At 74.1% G+C, this 15,134-nt stretch carries 13 protein-coding genes; 6 read left to right on the top strand and 7 right to left on the bottom strand.

Annotated elements, in window-relative coordinates; all coding sequences use genetic code 11:
• Window positions 1–116 precede the first annotated feature (116 nt).
• Window positions 117–1,202 (top strand): CAF17-like 4Fe-4S cluster assembly/insertion protein YgfZ, encoded by a 1,086-nt coding sequence (gene ygfZ, locus ACYVQV_RS08255; RefSeq protein WP_461022804.1) that lies wholly within the window; start codon window positions 117–119, stop codon window positions 1,200–1,202.
• A 129-nt stretch (window positions 1,203–1,331) separates the two neighbouring features.
• Here ygfZ and ACYVQV_RS08250 read toward each other — a convergent pair whose 3' ends face one another.
• The gene (locus ACYVQV_RS08250; RefSeq protein WP_461022803.1) at window positions 1,332–2,774 is read right to left on the bottom strand and encodes a tyrosine-protein kinase domain-containing protein; all 1,443 of its coding nucleotides are present in this window, start codon (window positions 2,772–2,774) and stop codon (window positions 1,332–1,334) included.
• 139 nt (window positions 2,775–2,913) lie between these two features.
• Here ACYVQV_RS08250 and ACYVQV_RS08245 point away from each other — a divergent pair, with 139 nt between their 5' ends.
• Genes ACYVQV_RS08245 through ACYVQV_RS08230 form a run of 4 tightly spaced genes read left to right on the top strand, consistent with a single transcriptional unit; the run spans window position 2,914 to window position 8,040 of the window.
• Window positions 2,914–4,785, top strand: coding sequence for a polysaccharide biosynthesis protein (locus ACYVQV_RS08245; RefSeq protein ID WP_461022802.1), 1,872 nt, complete (start codon window positions 2,914–2,916; stop codon window positions 4,783–4,785).
• A complete protein-coding gene (locus ACYVQV_RS08240) occupies window positions 4,785–5,918 on the top strand; it encodes a DegT/DnrJ/EryC1/StrS family aminotransferase (RefSeq protein ID WP_461022801.1) in 1,134 nt (377 codons plus the stop codon). The genes ACYVQV_RS08245 and ACYVQV_RS08240 overlap by 1 nt, the downstream gene beginning before the upstream one ends.
• Entirely contained in the window at window positions 5,915–7,231 is a 1,317-nt protein-coding gene (locus ACYVQV_RS08235; RefSeq protein WP_461022800.1) for a lipopolysaccharide biosynthesis protein, read from the top strand. The genes ACYVQV_RS08240 and ACYVQV_RS08235 overlap by 4 nt, the downstream gene beginning before the upstream one ends.
• On the top strand, window positions 7,228–8,040 hold the full coding sequence (locus ACYVQV_RS08230) for a glycosyltransferase (RefSeq protein ID WP_461022799.1): 813 nt from the start codon (window positions 7,228–7,230) through the stop codon (window positions 8,038–8,040). Before ACYVQV_RS08235 ends, ACYVQV_RS08230 begins: the two co-directional genes overlap by 4 nt.
• On the opposite strand, the gene ACYVQV_RS08225 is transcribed toward ACYVQV_RS08230, so the two are convergent.
• Window positions 8,004–9,359 (bottom strand): O-antigen polymerase, encoded by a 1,356-nt coding sequence (locus ACYVQV_RS08225; protein ID WP_461022798.1) that lies wholly within the window; start codon window positions 9,357–9,359, stop codon window positions 8,004–8,006. The genes ACYVQV_RS08230 and ACYVQV_RS08225 overlap by 37 nt on opposite strands.
• 105 nt (window positions 9,360–9,464) lie before the next feature.
• Here ACYVQV_RS08225 and ACYVQV_RS08220 point away from each other — a divergent pair, with 105 nt between their 5' ends.
• Window positions 9,465–10,673: a glycosyltransferase family 4 protein gene (locus tag ACYVQV_RS08220; RefSeq protein ID WP_461022797.1), complete on the top strand. Its 1,209-nt coding sequence runs from the start codon at window positions 9,465–9,467 to the stop codon at window positions 10,671–10,673.
• Here the strand turns inward: ACYVQV_RS08220 and ACYVQV_RS08215 are convergent.
• The 5 genes from ACYVQV_RS08215 to ACYVQV_RS08195 form a co-directional block, all read right to left on the bottom strand.
• Complete coding sequence (locus ACYVQV_RS08215) at window positions 10,598–11,206, bottom strand: GNAT family N-acetyltransferase (protein WP_461022796.1); 609 nt, start codon at window positions 11,204–11,206, stop codon at window positions 10,598–10,600. The genes ACYVQV_RS08220 and ACYVQV_RS08215 overlap by 76 nt on opposite strands.
• A gap of 39 nt (window positions 11,207–11,245) precedes the next feature.
• Window positions 11,246–11,878, bottom strand: coding sequence for a sugar transferase (locus tag ACYVQV_RS08210; protein ID WP_461022795.1), 633 nt, complete (start codon window positions 11,876–11,878; stop codon window positions 11,246–11,248).
• Window positions 11,871–12,953, bottom strand: a complete 1,083-nt coding sequence (locus ACYVQV_RS08205) for a GNAT family N-acetyltransferase (protein ID WP_461022794.1) — start codon at window positions 12,951–12,953, stop codon at window positions 11,871–11,873. Before ACYVQV_RS08205 ends, ACYVQV_RS08210 begins: the two co-directional genes overlap by 8 nt.
• Window positions 12,954–13,014: 61 nt before the next feature.
• Window positions 13,015–14,274 carry a nucleotide sugar dehydrogenase gene (locus ACYVQV_RS08200; RefSeq protein WP_461022793.1) on the bottom strand — a complete coding sequence of 420 codons (1,260 nt, stop codon included), beginning with the start codon at window positions 14,272–14,274 and terminating at the stop codon, window positions 13,015–13,017.
• Between the two features lie 118 nt (window positions 14,275–14,392).
• On the bottom strand, window positions 14,393–14,761 hold the full coding sequence (locus ACYVQV_RS08195) for a hypothetical protein (protein ID WP_461022792.1): 369 nt from the start codon (window positions 14,759–14,761) through the stop codon (window positions 14,393–14,395).
• Between the last annotated feature and the right edge of the window lie 373 nt (window positions 14,762–15,134).

Here is a 15,134-nt window from a genome sequence, read left to right as displayed (position 1 = left end):
GACGCCGGGCCCCGGGTCACCCCGGGCGCCCGGCGTCGGTGCGCCTACGCTCGTCGGGTACGGCCCGGCGCGGACGACAGCCGCGAGCGGGCGCCCACGCCGAAGGGACCAGCCGTATGCCAGCCACGCAGCCCTCCACCCCGGCGGACGCCGTCGCCTCCGAGAGCCGGGTCGCGCCCGTCGCCTACCGCAGCCCGTTGCTCACGCGACCGGGTGCCGTCGAGGGCGAGGGCGCGGACGCGGGGGTCGCCTGGCACTACGGCGACCCGGTCCGTGAGCAGCGTCTGCTCGAGCAGGGTGTGGGCTTCGTGGACCTGTCCCACCGCGGCGTGGTGACCGTCACCGGTCCGGACCGGTTGACCTGGTTGCACTCGCTGACCACCCAGCAGCTCGCCGACCTGCCTGCGCGCACCTCCGTCGAGTCCTTGGTGCTCACGCCCAAGGGGCACGTGGAGCACGCCCTGCACGTCGTCGACGACGGGGAGACGACGTGGGTCACCGTCGAGCCCGGTTCGGCGGGCGCGCTCACCGCGTGGTTGGACCGGATGCGCTTCATGCTGCGCGTCGAGGTCGCCGACGTCACCGACCAGTGGGCCGTCCTCGGCGAACCCGTCGACCGGGAGTCCGTCGAGGGTGAGCCGCTGGCGTGGGTGGACCCGTGGCCGCGCACCGGTCCCGTGTCGACCCGGTACGCCCCGGTGGATGACGCCGAGCACCCGGGGGCGCAGCGGTCGTGGCGCGAGGTACTCGTGCCCCGCGAGCGGTTGGTCGAGCACGTCGGCGACTGGGACGTCGCCGGGACGTGGGCGTCCGAGGCGCTGCGGGTGGCGGCGTGGCGGCCGCGGTGGGGCCTGGAGACCGACCACCGCACCATCCCGCACGAGGTCGACTGGCTGCGCACCGCCGTCCACCTGCAGAAGGGCTGCTACCGCGGCCAGGAGACCGTCGCGCGGGTGCACAACCTCGGGCGTCCCCCGCGACGGCTGGTGATGCTCCACCTCGACGGGTCCGCCCACGCGCTGCCCGTCCACGGGGCCGAGGTGCTGGCCGGTGGGCGGCCGGTCGGGTTCGTGACCTCGGCCGCGCGCCACCACGAGCTCGGGCCGGTGGCGCTGGCGCTGGTGAAGCGCTCGCTGCCCGTGGACGCCGCGCTGCTCGTGGACGGCGTCGCCGCTGCCCAGGAGACCGTCGTCGCGCCCTGACCGCCCGGGTCGGGTGGGCTGCTCAGCCTCCGGCGGTCGCGACCAGCCAGCCGCCGATGGCCGCGAGCACGCAGCCGAGGACGACGATCACCACGTCGAGCCGCCTCCAGCGCCGCGGGCTCACGTCCCTCACCCCCGGTCCCGGGAGCCGGACAGGCCCAGTCGGTCCGCGAGGTGGCGACCCGGGGTGCCGGCGCCGTCGACCGCGGGGGTGCTGCTGCGGTACTCGCCGGCGTAGCCGTAGTAGTAGCCGGCGGCGCGCCGCTTGGCCGGCAGCAGGTTCAGGACGACGCCGAGGAGCCGCGCGTCCACGTTCTCGAGATGGGACAGCGCCCGGGTCAGCTGGTCCCGGTGGATGCGCTGCGAGCCCACGATGAGCAGCGCCCCGTCGGCCAGCTTGCTGAGCACGGCCGCGTCGGTGACGGGCAGCAGCGGGGGCGCGTCGATGAGGACGACGTCGAAGGACGCGGTGAGCTGGCCGATGAGCCGCTCCATCGCCGCCGACCCGAGCAGCTCGCTGGGGTTCGGCGGCAGCTGGCCCGCGGCCAGGACCTGCAGGTTGCCGTCACCCCACGGCTGCAGCACGTCGGCGAGGTCGGCCTGCCCGATCAGCACGGTGGTCAGGCCGGCGGCCCGTTCCATCCCCATGTAGTCGGAGACCTTGGGCCGGCGCAGGTCGCCCTCCACCAGGCAGATCCTGCTGCCCGCGGCGGCCATGGTGATCGCCAGGTTCACCGCCGTGCTCGTCTTGCCCTCGCCGGGGATCGACGACGTGACGACGATGGCCCGCGGGTGGTCGGCCGCGTCGATGAACTGCAGGTTGGTCCGGATCTGCCGGAACGCCTCCGAGCGGATCTCGCCGGGGTCGCCCTGGACGACGAGCGGCCGCTTCGGGACGTCCGGGTCGAACGCGATGCCCCCGAGCACGCTGGCCTCGGTCAGCGCCGAGACGTCGTCCTCGTCCACGACGCTGGTGTCCAGGGTCTCCCGCAGCAGGGCCGCGCCGACGCCCAGGACGAGCCCCAGGACGAGCCCGAGGCCCAGGTTGCGGGGGACGTTCGGCGACGCCGGCCGCTCGGGTGCCGTGGCGGGCTCGATGGTGGAGATGCGGACGGGGGAGCCGCCCTCGGCGGACGGCTGCTCCAGCTCGGCGACCACGGCGGTGAACGAGGCGCCGACCGCGTTGGCGACCCGGGCGGCGTCCTCGGGTGACTCGTCGGCCACGGTCACCGTGATGAGGACGGAGTCCGGCGGCGTGGTGGCGGTGACGACGCGAGCCAGCTCGTCGGTCGTGACGTCGAGGTCCAGCTCGTCGATGACGGGGGCGAGCACCCGGGTGCTGGTCACGACGTCCCGGTAGGACGTCACGCGCTGCTGGGTGAAGTTGCTGCCCTGCAGCAGGTCGGCGGCCGACCCCGACGCCTGCGCCGCCACGAACAGCTGGGTGCTGGCGCGGTACACGGGCGTGCTGAGCAGCGACGCCGCGGCCGCTCCCCCCAGGGACAACAGGGTGAGCAGGGCGACGAAGCGCCACCGCTCCCGGAGCACCCGGAGGTACTGAGAGATCTCCACCAGCCAACTCCCGCAGTCGAGTGAGGCCTCATGCTGTCACAACCGGGTGACGCGTTTCGCTCTGCGTGGTTAGCCCGCCACGCACGGCGACGCTAGTCTGGCGGTGCGTGAGGCTCCACCGACGACCTGGGAGGGTGTGATGGCCTGGCCGCCGCGGGGCCTCACCCGGTCCTCCTGGAAGTGGCTGCCCTTCGACCTCGCCGTCTGGTGGGGCGCCCTGTGCCTGGCCGTCTGGACGAGGTACGACTTCTCCGTCGCCGCGGTCGACTGGTCCGGGGTCGTCGTGTTCGCGGTCGTCGTCGCGGCGCTGCAGTCGGCGTCCGGCGCGGTCGTCGGCATCTACCTGGGCCGGTTCGTGCCCGGGAGCTTCGAGGAGGCCGCGGCGCTGGCCTGGACCGGCGCCGCCGTGACGGCCGCCGCCTTCGGCTGGACCCTCGTGGTCGGCCCCCTCTACGTGCCGCGCAGCGTGCCCCTGGCCACGGGGGCCGCCGCGGTCGTCGGGTGCCTGGCCCTGCGCTTCGTGGGTCGGGCCTGGTCGTCGCGGAGCGCCGTGAGCAGCCCGGACGCCCTGCCCGTCGTGGTCTACGGCGCCGGCAGCGCCGGCACCCAGCTGATCCGGCACATGCAGACCGACTCGCCCCGCCGGTTCGTCCCGAGGGCGCTGCTCGACGACGACCCGGCGAAGCGGCGGCTGGAGGTCAGCGGCGTCGCGGTCCGTGGGGGCCTCGGTGACCTGGCGCGGGTGGCCGAGCGGGTCCGCGCCGAGGCCGTCGTCGTCGCCCTCCCCAACGCGGCGTCCGACCTGATGCGCGACGTGACCCGCCGCGCCGAGGCCGCGGGCCTGCGGGTCCTCGTGCTGCCGCCGCTGCACCAGATGATGCACCGGCAGGTCGGGTCGGGTGACCTGCGGGACGTCGACGTGTTCGACCTGCTGGGACGGCGTCCCGTCCAGCTGGAGGAGAGCGCCATCGCCTCCTCCATCACCCGCAGGCGGGTCCTGGTCACCGGCGCCGGGGGCTCGATCGGCTCGGAGCTGTGCCGCCAGATCGACCGCTTCGGCCCCGCCGAGCTCGTGATGCTCGACCGGGACGAGTCGGCCCTGCACGCGGTGCAGCTCTCGCTGCGCGGCAGCGCGATGCTCGACGGGCAGGACACCGTCCTGGCGGACATCCGCGACCCCCGGGCCGTGCACCGCGTCTTCCAGGAGCGGCGCCCCGAGGTGGTGTTCCACGCCGCCGCGCTCAAGCACCTGCCGCTGCTCGAGCAGTACCCGCTCGAGGCGTGGATGACGAACGTCCTCGGCACGCAGACGGTGCTGGAGGCCGCCCGCGACGCGGGTGTCTCGGTCTTCGTCAACATCTCCACCGACAAGGCCGCGAACCCCACCAGCGTGCTCGGCTGGAGCAAGCGGGTCGCGGAGCGGCTGACCGCGGGGATGGCCCACGAGGCGCCCGGCTGCTACGTGAGCGTCCGGTTCGGCAACGTGCTCGGCTCCCGCGGCTCGGTCCTCACCGCGTTCGAGAAGCAGATCGCCGCCGGCGGGCCGGTGACGGTCACGGACCCGGAGGTGACCCGGTTCTTCATGACCATCGCCGAGGCCTGCCAGCTCGTCCTGCAGGCCGCGGCGATCGGCGCGGACGGCGAGGCGATGGTCCTCGACATGGGTGAGCCGGTGAGCATCGTCGAGGTCGCCCGCACCCTCATCGACCGGTCCGGCCGCACGGACGTCGGCATCGTGTACACAGGCCTGCGGGCGGGGGAGAAGCTGCACGAGGAGCTCTTCGGGGACGAGGAGCCGCAGTCGCAGCGCCCCAAGCACCCGCTCGTCTCCCACGTCCCCGTCCCCGCGCTGAGGCTGGGACGTGACGACCTGGACCCGCAGCGGTTCGCCGACGGCGGGCAGGCGCGAGCCTGGCTCGTCGCGGCGTCACGGCCCCAGCAGCAGCCGGCGGGGCAGCCGCTCTCGCGGGCCCAGGCGCGCCGACGGGCCAGCGGCGTGGGCTCCGGCTGATGACGTCACGGATCTTCCTGTCCTCACCGGACGTCGGCCCGGTGGAGGAGCAGTACGTGCTCGACGCCCTGCGGTCCGGGTGGGTGGCCCCCGTGGGCCCCGACCTGGAGGCCTTCGAGCAGGAGCTGGCGAAGCGGTGCGAGCGGCGGTTCGCCGTCGGGCTGGCGTCCGGCACCGCCGGACTGCACCTCGGGCTGCTCGAGCTCGGGGCCCGAGCCGGGACCGCCGTCGTCGTCCCCACGATGACGTTCGCCGCCACGGCCAACGCCGTCGTGTACACGGGCGCGACGCCGGTGTTCGTGGACGGCGACCCGCGCACCGGCAACATCGACCCCGCCCTGCTGGAGCAGGCCCTGACCACGCTGCGCTCGGAGGGCCAGGACGTCGCGGCCGTGGTCCCGGTGGACCTGCTGGGACGCTGCGCGGACTACGACGCGATCCTCCCGCTCTGCGAGCGGTTCGGCGTCCCGGTCCTCGAGGACGCCGCCGAGGCGCTCGGCTCGACGTACCGCGACCGGCCGGCGGGTGCGTTCGGACGCGCCTCGGTGCTGTCCTTCAACGGCAACAAGATCATGACGACCGGCGGCGGCGGGATGCTGCTGACGGACGACGAGCAGCTGGCCCGCCGGGTCCGGCACCTGAGCACGCAGGCCCGTGAGCCGGTGGCCCACTACGAGCACTCCGAGGTCGGCTACAACTACCGGCTGAGCAACGTGCTCGCCGCCCTGGGCCGGGCCCAGCTCAGCCGCCTCGACGAGATGGTCGCCCGGCGCCGCGCCGTCCGGGCGCGGTACACCGCCCTGTTCGCGGACGTCCCGGGCGTCACCGTGTTCCAGGGGGACGGGGACGCCGAGGACAACTGCTGGCTGACCGCCGTCCTGGTGGACCCCGCCGAGGCCGGCTGGGACGGGGCCTCCCTGGCCGAGGCGCTGGCGAACGCGGACATCGAGTCCCGCCCGCTGTGGAAGCCGATGCACGCGCAACCGGTGTTCGTGGGCAGCCGGGCCTTCACGAACGGCGCGTCGGACACGCTGTTCGCGACCGGGCTGGCCCTGCCGAGCGGCTCCGCTCTGACCGACCGGGACCTGCGGTCGGTGACGGAGGCCGTCGAGGCGTTCCTGGCCCGCCGGTGAGTGGCGTGGACAGCCCGCCGGGTACCGGGCAGGAGGCTCCGCCGACCACGCGGGCGGTCGCCGGGTCCTTCCTCGGGTCCGTCAGCTGGTACGCCGTGGGAAAGCTCCTGCCGGCCGTGCTGACGCTCCTCGCCGTGCCGGTCTGGCTGCGGCTGTACGGCGCCGCCGACTACGGGCTCTACACCGTCACCTGGGCGGTCGCCACGCTCCTGTCCTCCGTGGCCACCGGGTGGCTCCGCCAGGCGCTGCTGCGGTACACGGGGACGTCGACGCACGACCTGCGGGGCGTCCCGTGGTGGTCCTGGTGCCTGCCCGTCCTCGCCTGCGGCACCGGGGCGGCGGGAGCGGCGTGGTGGCAGGTCGTCGACCGCGGCCCCGGCGTGGTCGTCGCGTACGTGGCGGTGGCGGGCCTGTTCGCCCTGACCACCGCGGGGTACGCGCTGCTCACGGCACTGGCCCAGCGACACGGTGAGGCGTCGCGCTTCGCCGCGGCGGAGACGGCTCGCATCGCCGTGGCCCTGGGCGTGACGGTCGTGCTCCACGTGGCGTCGGACGTCCCCGGAGCGACGCAGATCGTGGCCGGTCACCTGGTGGGGACGCTCGTGGCGGTGGCGGTCACGTACCGACGGGGTCGTCTGGGCCTGGGGACGCCCGGTTCGCGGGCGGTCGCGAGCGAGTTCTGGACCTACGGGTGGCCCGTGGGCGTCTGGGTCGCCCTGTCCACGGGCATGCTCTACGTCGACCGGCTGGTGCTCGGCGCCGTCGCGTCGCCGGAGGCGGTGGGGCAGTACGCCGCCGTGGCCGACGTCCTGATCCGCGGCATGGCGATCGTGACCTTCCCGGTCATCGTGACCGTGCACCCGCTCGTGATGGGGCGGTGGAACGCCGGCGACCGCGACGCGGCGCTCGCCCTGGCCCGCCTCTGGACCGTCCGCGTCGCGCTCGCCCTCGTCGCCGTGGTCGGCCTGTCCGCCGTCGTCGGTCCGGCGGCGCTCGGCGTCCTGACCGGTGTCCGCGCCGACCCGGTGCTGGTCGCGGTGCTGGCCGCCGCGGGGGGCACGTGGCAGCTCGCGCTGCTGGTGCACAAGCCGCTGGAGCTCCGGCGACGGACCGACCTGATGCTCGGCATCGTCGTGCTCTCGCTCGCGCTGTCGCTGGCCGTCCAGCTGGCCACGGCCGGCGCGTGGGGTGCCCGGGGCGTTGCTGCGGGCCTCGCGGTCGGCGCCGTGACGTACTGCGCCGTGGCGTGGTGGGTGGGGGCCCGGGGGCAGGGGCCACGACCGCGCGGCACCGTCGCCGAGGGGGCCGCATGATCTGGCTGTGCGCCGTCAGCTACTTCGGGTCGGCGACCGTGGACGGTCTGGTCGAGTCACTGCGCGCCCAGGGCCACCAGGCCTGGCGCCTGGTGCTGGTCGACAACTCGTCGGACCCCGACGAGGCGCACCGCCTGCGAGGGGTCGCCGAGCGCGACGAGCGGGTCAGCGTCCTGGAGGCCGGGGAGAACCTGGGCTACCTCGGTGGCGCCCGGTACGCGCTCGACCGCGTCACCCTGGACGACGGGGACTGGTTCGTCGTGGCCAACACGGACCTCGAGCTCGGTGACGGCGCCCTGGACGCCCTGGCCGGCGTCGACGACCCGGACGTCGGGGTCGTCGCGCCGCGGATCCTCGACGTCCGCAGCGGTCGGGACAGCAACCCCTACTGGCTGCACCGCCCCACCCGTCGACGGCTCCTCAAGGCGCGGCTCGCGTTCTCGACGGTCACCACCGCCCGGCTCGCCGTCGCGCTGGCCGTCGTGGGCCGCCGGCGCACGAGCCCCCCGACCGAGCATGTCGAAGGGGACCTCTACGGGGCGCACGGGTCGTTCATGGCCTTCTCGAGCCGCTACTTCTCCGCCGGCGGGACGCTCGACTTCCCCCTGTTCCTGTTCGGCGAGGAGATGTTCGTGGCGGAGGAGTGCCGCAGGTTGGGCCTGCGCACCCGGTACCTGCCCACCATGCGCGTCCGGCACGCCGGTCACGAGTCGACGGGCGTCTGGCGCTCGCGCGAGGTCCTGCGGCACCAGATGCGCGCGGTCAGGTACTGCTACGAGCTCGCTGCGGACCGCTCGACCGCGGGCTGAGCGACCCGCCCGCCGCCGCCGCGGGGGGTGAGCTGCTGGCGTCGGCGGCCCGAGCGGTGGACGACCCACGTCCCGAGCAGGACGCCGGCGACGACGTTGGTGAACGTCGTGATGAGGATGGTCTGGGACAGCAGGACGACGGCGTAGCCGGCCCCGAGCCCCGCTGCCGCGGCCGCGCCACCGCGCCGCGCCGCCCTGAAGGCACGGGTGGCCGCGAACCCGGCGACGACCAGGAGCAGAGCCGACCCCGCCTCCCCGAAGTCGTACAGCAGGCTGCGGAAGCCCGTGTAGACGTTCGTGCTGTTGCCCTGGTTGTCGATCACCACGCGGTCGGAGTACGCGCGGGTGTCGTCACGCTCCTGGCCGGTGAGGAACTCGACGCCCGCGACGCTCGCGGTGCCGAGCCCCAGCGGCTGCGAGGGGCGCACGTGGTACTCGTCGAGCCAGCGCGAGAACGCGGGCAGGTACCCGAACGCGTAGACCTCGACCTTCGCGAGGACGACCCGCTGGACGGTGGCGTCCGTGGCACCGACCCGGATGAACGCGATGGCGACGAAGAGCGCTGCGATCGCCAGCGCGCTCGCGCCCGCGGCGAGCGCCCGCCTCACGGTCACGCGCGGCAGGTCCCCGTCCCTCAGCAGCCGCATCCCCAGGTACCCGCCCACCATGAACGAACCGGACAGGAGCAGACCCAGGCGCTCGGTGGTGAAGGCGCTGTAGGCGAGGACCGAGACGAACGGCCCGGCGACGAGCAGGCGGCGGGGACGCGCGGAGCTGAGCAGGAACGGCGCGGCGAGCGAGCCGGCGTAGGCCACGGCGAGGAGAGCGGACACCAGACCACCGCCGCCGCTGACGCCGGCGTACCGGCGGACGCTGATGGCGTTGCCCGTGGCGAGCAACGCGTCGACCGAGAGCACCGCACCGAGGTCGAAGCCGTTGCGGCGCAGGGCGACGACCGCCGCGAGGAAACCGGCCGCCGTCCCCGCGGCGACCAGCCGGGTGAGGAGGGTCCCGTCCAGCGGGGCGCGCCGCGTCGAGGAGGCGGCGGGTCCCGACGGTCGGCGGGCCGGGCCGAACCTGGGTCGGCCCGGTGCGGCCGACGCGGCCGCCGCACCGAGCACCCACAGGGAGACCGCCGCGGCCACGTACGCCGTCCCCTTCGCCGTGACGTACGCCCCGGGGACGAGGAGGAGGGGCGCCGACACCGCGACCAGCCAGAAGGCCGCGAAGAAGGGAGCCGGGGCGAGCAGGCGTCTCTGCAGGAAGAGCGCAGCCAGCAGGACCGGCAGGAGCCAGCCCAGCACGATCACGACGTTCACGACACGACGGTAACCCGGCTGCGCCTCCGTCCCCGCGACGTCGCCGGTGGCAGACTCACCCGAGGCGGGTGGCCACCAGGCACGTGGGGAACCGGAGGAGGCCGAGTGAGGATCACCTACATCCACCAGCACTTCCGCCTGCCCAGCGAGCCCGGGGGGACACGGTCGTGGGAGTTCGCCCGCCGCCTCGTCGCCGACGGCCACCAGGTGACGGTGCTCGCAGCGGGCGAGCAGGCCGAGGACCGCGTCGTCGACGGCGTGCGGCTGCTGCGGCTGCCGGTGACCTACGACAACTCGATGGGTTTCGCGCGCCGGCTCCTGGCCTTCGCGCTGTTCATGGTCCGGGCGACCGTGGCCGCCGTTCGCCTGCCTGCCGACGTCGTGCTCGCGTCGAGCACGCCGCTGACGGTGGCCGTGCCGGGCATGGTGGCCTCCGTCGTGCGCCGAGCACGCTTCGTCCTGGAGGTCCGCGACCTCTGGCCCACGGTCCCGGTCGAGCTCGGCCTCCTGCGCAACCCCGTGCTCAAGGTCGTGGCTCGCTGGCTGGAGCTCCTGGCCTACCGGCGGGCCCGGCCCGTGGTCGCGCTGTCCCCGGGCATGGCCGAGGGGGTCCTCGACCGGCACCCCGGCGCCGAGGTGGTCGTCGTCCCGAACGCCGCTGACCGGGAGCTGTTCGGCTGCGACGACGCCCGCAGGGCCGGCCTGCGGCGCGAGCTGGGCTGGTCGGACGACGAGCGGGTCGTCGTCTACGCGGGGTCGTTCGGTCACATCTACGGCATGGAGTGGGTCGTCCGGCTGGCGGCCGCGCTGGCGGGACGCGGCTACCGCTTCGTGCTGATCGGGTCAGGCGCGACGTGGGAGGCCTGCCGGAGGCTCGCCGTCGAGCAGGGTCTCGACGCGGACGAGCTCCTCCCCGGGCCCGTCGCCAAGCAGGACGTGGTGCGGTACGTGCAGGCCTGCGACGCGACGCTGTCCTCGGTGCTGGAGCTGCCCGTCCTCGAGCCGGCCTCGATCAACAAGGTGTTCGACTCCCTGGCCGCCGGGCGCCCCGTGCTGATGGCGCACGGCGGCTGGCTCACCGACGTCGTGGTGGAGGCGGGCGCCGGCTGGCGCGTCCCCCGCAGCTCCGTGGAGGCGGCGGCGCGGGTCGTGGCGAACGCCCTGGCGACCGAGAGGCGCACGGGCGCAGCAGCCGCAGCCGCCGACGTCCTGGCCCTGGAGTTCGACCGCGACCGTCTCTACGAGCGCTTCCGCGCAGCCGTCGTCGGCGACGGCGCGTTCTCGGCCCCTGCCTCGACGGCCAGACGCCGGTAGGTCGCAGCGTCGGGCAGGCGCTCGAAGTCCTCACGGAGGATCCCGAGCTGGTGGACGTCGACGAAGTCCCCGTCGCGGAACACGTGCGAGCGGGCGGTGCCCTCGAGCGCCCAGCCGCACCTGTCGCGGTAGACCCGCAGAGACGCGGCGTTGGTGGCGAGGATCGGTGCGTGCAGCCGGTGGAGGCCGACGTCGTAGAAGGCGAACGCCATCACCGCCATGACGACGTCGACCGCGAGGCCGCGCCCGCGTCCCCCGGCCGACAGCTTGAGGCCGGTGACCGCGTTGCGGTTGTGCCAGTCGACCTGCCAGAGCCCGGTCATCCCGACGAGCTCGCCGTCCGACTCGATGACCCAGCGCCGGTCGGCCGTCGACCCGGCGGTCTCGAACCACCGTCGCTGCTCGTGCAGGGAGAGCGGCCAGGACCAGCCCACGACGCCGCGGCGCACCGCGGGGTCCGCGCTCAGGGACTGGAGGAACGGCTGGTCGTCCTCCTCGATCGGGCGCCCCCTGAACGTGCGGCCGTAGAGCATCGTGTCTCCTCGTCTCGGGTCTGCGTCCCGCAGAGCAGGTCAGGGGCTCGCCGGCGGGGCCGGAGCCAGGTCGTCCACGTCGGCCGCCTGCTGGCCGACGACCTGCCCGGTGCCGAAGAGGACGGTCCGGGCGGTCAGGACCACCAGCTTGAGGTCCAGCCGGGCGGACACGGCGTCGACGTACTCCAGGTCGCTCTCGATGCGCACCGACCACGGGGCGTTGTTGCGGTACCGGACCTGCGCCAGGCCGGTGAGACCGGGGCGGACGGTGAGCCTGCGGCGCTGGTGGGCCGTGTAGCGCGCGACGTGGGAGACGAGTGCCGGTCTCGGGCCGACGAAGCTCATGTCGCCGACGGCGATGTTGTACAGCTGCGGGATCTCGTCGAGGCTCAGGCGCCGCAGGACCCTGCCCACGGGCGTCACCATGTCCGGCGTGGGGAAGTTGTTCGAGACCTGCTCCGTCCCGACCTTCATGGTGCGGAACTTGTGCAGACGGAACGGCTCGCCGTCCCGTCCCGCGCGCTGCTGGGAGAAGTACACGGGACGACCGGACGACGCCAGCACAGCCGCCGCGCAGGCGACGTGCAGGGGCGACGTCACGACCCCCAGGGCGATGGCGCCGACGACGTCCAGAGGCCGCTTGAGTCGCCTGGCGTAGAACGAGTCAGGCACGAGGACCTCCAGCCCGGTACGCCGGGAAGTAGCCGCTCGACGACAGGGCCTCCGGCGACGTCCCGAGGCGCGCGGCGTGACGCCTCGTGAGGTCGACGTAGCGCTCCTCGTCGACGACGACGCCCCGTGCCTCGAAACTCAGGACGCGGGTCCCCATGGACCGCTTGAAACGGAAGAGGCCGTCGTCTGCGGACACGCCACCTCCGAGGTGGAAGGTGTCCACCCCCTCACCGGCGAAGTAGCGGGCGGCGTGCCACAGCATCAGGTTGTTGGCTCCCCCGCGCGCGCCCTCGGCGTCCGAACCGGACAGGTGGTAGTGCAGCCGCGGACCGTGACGCATCAGCAGCGCCGCCGACACGCAGCCACGGGCCGGGTGCTCGACGCCGGCCAGCCACAGGTCCTCGCCGAGGCCGTCCAGGAGGGCGTCGTAGTACGCGTCCCCGAACACGTACTCGGGCCTGGCCGACAGGCGCCGCATGGTGGCCTCGTAGAGGGTCCGGAACGGTGCGTCGGGTGCGAGGTCGTCGCGGGTGGCCCGCCGGACGTCCGCGCGCATCCCCAGCCGCTCCGCCTTGCGGACCGCGGTCCGTGCCCGTCCGCTCAGCGCGGACCACGCGGCGTCGGGGTCCGACAGCGTCATCGCGACGGTGGGGTGGTCGCGCACCACAGCCCGACCGAGGTGCGTCGGGACGTCCTGCGGGACCAGGGGGGAGTGGCGCAGGAACAGGCTGACGACGCCCATCGAGCGCAGGGCGTCCAGCGCGGCCTCCCAGGCGTCCCGGCGGTCCGAGGCGGACAGCGCCGGGTCCGCGTACACGCCGGAGTAGCCGTACGGCGACTGCGCGTCCCGCACCCCGTCGACCCCCAGCGCGGTGTCGACGGGGCGGGCGACCAGGGGCATGAGCCACGCGTCCTCGTGCACGGACAGACCGACCCACTCACCCGCCTCCCCGACCGCGCAGGCGAGCCCGTACCCGGAGCGGAAGTACACGTCCGGCCCCGTCGGCCAGTCGCCCACGTCGTGGGCTCCGCGGACGGCTGCGCGGGCGGCAGACCGGCACGGCTGTCCTCTCACGCAGTCAGCGTAAGGCGTGACCGGTCCGGAGCCGGGGAACCCGGGAGGGTGCGAGCCGCCGTCACAGGCGGTGGACGTCGTCGCTGGTCGTCACACCCCGCGTGTCGAAGAGGCGGGCCGCGCGGCTCTCCAGGTCGCGGACGTCGTAGTCGGTGTGCGCCTGGAGGAGGACCGCGACGTCACTGGCGTCCAGCGCCTCGTCCAGGTCCCCGACCCGCGAGAGGACGCGGTCGCCGACCCGCCACTCCGGCACGAACGGGTCGTGGAAGTCGACCTGCGCGCCGGCAGCGAGGAGCTGCTCCGCCAGCGGGCTGGCCGGGGACTCCCGCTGGTCGGCGATGTCCGGCTTGTAGGTGACACCGAGCAGCAGGACGCGCGAACCGCGCAACGGCTTCGCGTCGTCGTTGAGGACGTCCTGGATGCGGCGCACGACGTACGCGGGCATCGACCGGTTGATCTCCTGCGCCAGCTCCACGAAGCGGAAGGGGTACCCGAGCTTCGCCTTCACCCTGTGGCTCAGGTAGTTGGGGTCGATGGGGATGCAGTGGCCGCCGACCCCCGGTCCGGGGCGGAACGCCTGGAAGCCGAACGGCTTGCTGCTGGCGCACTCGATGACGTTCCACAGGTCGATGCCCAGCTCGTGGCAGAACTTGGACATCTCGTTGACCAGCGCGATGTTGATGTGCCGGTAGGTGTTCTCCAGGAGCTTGGCCGTCTCGGCCTCCCTGGTCCCCCGAGCGACGACGACCTCGTCGACGAAGCCCCCGTAGAAGCTGCTCGCCCGCCGCGTGCAGGCGTCGGTGACGCCGCCGACCACCTTGGGGGTGTTCGTCATGCCGTACGTCGGGTTGCCGGGGTCGACGCGCTCGGGGGAGAAGGCGAGGAAGAGGTCCTCGCCGATCGTGAACCCCCGGGCCGTGAACATGGGAAGCAGGAGGTCCTCGGTCGTCCCCGGGTACGTCGTCGACTCGAGGACGACCAGGGTCCCCGGCGTGACGTGCTCGGCGGTCACCCGGGCGGCCGCCTCCACCGCCGACAGGTCCGGTCCGCCGTCGGGCGACAGCGGCGTCGGCACGCAGATCACGACGACGTCGGCCTCGCCCAGCACCGACGCGTCGTCCGTCGCCCGGAAGCCGCCGACCACCATCCGCGCGACGTCGTCGTCGGACAGGTCGTCCACGTGGGAGCGTCCCGCGTTGAGCGAGCCGACCACCCGTCGGTCGGTGTCCAGCCCGAGGACCGTGACACCGCTGGCGGTCGCCGCCTGGGCGAGCGGGAGGCCCACGTAACCGAGCCCCACGACTGCTGCCGTCAGCGCCATCGCCATCCCCTCCGTGGACCAGCTGGACGAGTCCCCGCGGACGCCGTCATGCCCTCCGACCCTACCCACGGCCTGCGCGGGAGCGGGCGAGGCCGCCCTCCGCGGCGTCCGCGGGAGGTCACTCGCAGCCGGCCTCACGCAGGCGGTCGTCGATGTAGCTGAGCAGGTCCTCCGTCCCCGAGTCGGTGGCCTCGCGGGTGCTGGCGTCCGCGGCGAGGGCCTGGTCGAACTCCGCGTGGAGCCCGGTGCAGTCACCTTGTGCGGCGAGGGCGTCGATCCGCGGCTGCGTGGACGGGTCGTAGCGGGCCCAGTCCACCGCCCCGGCGGCACCGGCACTGCCTTCGGACGGGATCACCGGCTCGGCCGTCGGCGCCGGTGAGGCGACCGGGTCGGCGCCGGGGTCGTCGTCCGATCCCGCGGTGCAACCGGTCAGGCCCAGGGCCAGGGCGAGCGCCAGGCCCGCCAGTCGAGTCGTACGTCGGTGCATGTCGTGAGGTCCTCACTGTGGTCTGGGGAGCTCGGTGGTCTGGGGAGCTCGGTGGTCTGGGGAGCCCGGTGGTGTGGGGCGCTCGGTGAGTCCGGCGACGGCGGCCCAAGCGTGGCTATCGGCTGGTCCGGGACCCGCCTGAAGCGGGCCCGCCGGGGCCTGCCCGGGTCACCGGCCGGAGTCGTCCGGACCCGCGCCCCACGGACGGCACCGGGCCCGCCCCCGGAGGGCACGGGCCCGGTGCCGTCGTTCGTGCACCGTCAGGTGGTCACGGCGCGGTGGTGAAGGTCCAGCTGGTGGTCTCCAGCGGGACGTCGGTGGTGGTGCGGATGGCGGTGGGACCGCCGGTGAGGGTGACCCGGTACTGGGTGCC

Source organism: Thalassiella azotivora (assembly GCF_054781695.1).
Note: the sequence above shows the minus strand (reverse complement) of the source record. Positions and strands in the feature narration are given on the sequence as shown.